The organism is bacterium, assembly GCA_021372775.1.
Lineage (GTDB): Bacteria > Acidobacteriota > Polarisedimenticolia > J045 > J045 > JAJFTU01.
Genome location: JAJFTU010000417.1, coordinates 1 through 1,815 on the forward strand (window position 1 = coordinate 1; position 1,815 = coordinate 1,815).

Annotated in this window: 2 protein-coding genes; both read right to left on the reverse strand. The window is 72.7% G+C overall.

Features of this window, described 5'->3' with window-relative positions; all coding sequences use genetic code 11:
- Positions 1-62: 62 nt before the first annotated feature.
- On the reverse strand, positions 63-878 hold the full coding sequence (locus LLG88_14320) for a phenylalanine 4-monooxygenase (GenBank protein MCE5248085.1): 816 nt from the start codon (positions 876-878) through the stop codon (positions 63-65).
- Positions 879-955: 77 nt separating this feature from the next.
- Positions 956-1,429 (reverse strand): GAF domain-containing protein, encoded by a 474-nt coding sequence (locus LLG88_14325; GenBank protein MCE5248086.1) that lies wholly within the window; start codon positions 1,427-1,429, stop codon positions 956-958.
- Positions 1,430-1,815 lie beyond the last annotated feature (386 nt).

The window sequence follows — 1,815 nt, forward strand, 5'->3', positions numbered from 1 at the left end:
GATCCCGATCGTCGCGGTCGCCTGCTGCTCGTGGTCGGGCATCGCGTTCCTCCGCGGAACCGTCAGCGGCCGCGCGCCGCCTCGATGAACGCGGCGACCTTCCCGAGCGCGTCGGCGAGCGAGGGCGACTCGAAGAGAAGCGGCTGGTAGGTGGTGATCGGGTTCGGCGTTTCCGCCGCGACGGCGGCGTCGAACGGGCGGACCTCCGCCGCGCCGGAAAGGGCGCGCGCCAGTTCGCCGTAGCTCGAGAGGAGCCCGGCGCCGTAGGCGCGCCGTTGGCCGTTCTGCCGCACGAGGCCGAACTCCAGCGTGTACCAGTAGAGCCGCGCGACCCGTTCGGTCAGCGCGTCGTCGGCGCCGAACGCCGCCGCGCCGATCCGCTCGGTGAGGTCCGCGTACTCGGAGACGGCGAGCATCGGCGCGTGGCCGAGCAGCTCGTGGCAGAGATCCGGCTCCGGCGTGTAGTGGGGCGCCGAGTGATGGCGCAAATACTGCGTGGCGGGGAAGACGCGCCGCGCGAGCGCGCCGAGGAAGTCCCGCGCCTCGACGAGCCCCGCGGCGGGAACGACGCGGAAGCCGGTCGTCCTCCGCAGGCGCGCGTCCACGTCGGCGAGCTGCGGAATCTCGTCGGGGCCGAACTCGAACGAGCGCAGGACGTCGTTGTATTCGCGGCAGGCGTGCGTGGGATAGAGCTCGGACAGATGGCGGAAGACGGCCCCCCACGTCGCCGTCTCGGTGGCGGTGTAGGCGATGCGCGGCGGGGCGTCGCCGGGGCGGTGGGCGAGCGCGGCGGCGGCGATTTCGTCCCGCCGGCGGCGATACGCCGGATCGTTGAAGCCGGGATGGTCGGCTTCGAGCCGGACGGCGCTGGTCTTCATCGGCTTCCTCGCGCGCCTGAAATATCCCGAGGCGGCGCGAGGCGGGCAACGACTTTCGTCCTTCGCCCGGGCGCCGGTCAGGGCGCGAAGATCATCGCCGCGACGCGCTCCAGCCCGGCGGCGTCGGCCGGGCCGAAGGCGTCCTCGCGCTCGGAGTCGACGTCGAGCACGGCGCGGAGGACGCCGGCCGGGTCGCGGACCGGGACGACGATCTCGCTCTTGGAGCGGGCGTCGCACGCGATGTGGCCGGGGAAGGCGTGGACGTCCGGGACGAGGACGGTTTCGCCGCGCGTCGCCGCCGCCCAGCAGACCCCCTTGCCGCGCTCCAGGACTTGGCAGGCGAGCGCGCCTTGGTACGGCCCGACGACCAGGTCGTCCTCGAGCAGGCGGTAGAAGCCGGTCCAGAAGAAGTGGTTGTTCTTGTGGTGGAGCACCGCGGCCGCCGTCGCCATCCGCGCGATCGGGTCGGCGGTCTTCGTGAAGAGCGGCGCCAGTTGCGCGGCGATCCGCGCGTAGCGGTCGGCGAGACGGGCCTGGTCGGCGGCGGGCATTGGGTCCTCCGGCGGAGACGAAAACGCCCCGGCCCGTACGATGCCACGGACCGGGGCGCAGGGCACGCCGAGGGCGCGCGTCACTTCATGCGGACGCGGTCTCCCGCCTGGAAGCCCGAACCGGACGCGACGCCGGGCGCTTCGAAAAACTACCGACCGTGGCCAACCAGCCCGAAGACCGTCTGCCCCAAGACCGCCTTGCCGCAACGCATGGCGCGCGCGGCGTCATCCGATCGGTCGGCGAGGCCACTCGCCGAATGCGACGATCTGGCCCGCTACCGGTCACGTGACCGGACAGGTGTCTCACCAGTTCAGCTTTGGCACGACACGGTCCGCCGCCGGCTGCTGACCGTCGACGTCGAGCCGCGCCACTGAACCCGGGCCGA

Excerpts from the sequence above, each read along its gene's own strand:
- LLG88_14320 (MCE5248085.1), bottom strand. The coding sequence starts at position 878 with ATGAAGACCAGCGCCGTCCGGCTCGAAGCCGACCATCCCGGCTTCAAC.
- LLG88_14325 (MCE5248086.1), bottom strand. The coding sequence starts at position 1,429 with ATGCCCGCCGCCGACCAGGCCCGTCTCGCCGACCGCTACGCGCGGATC.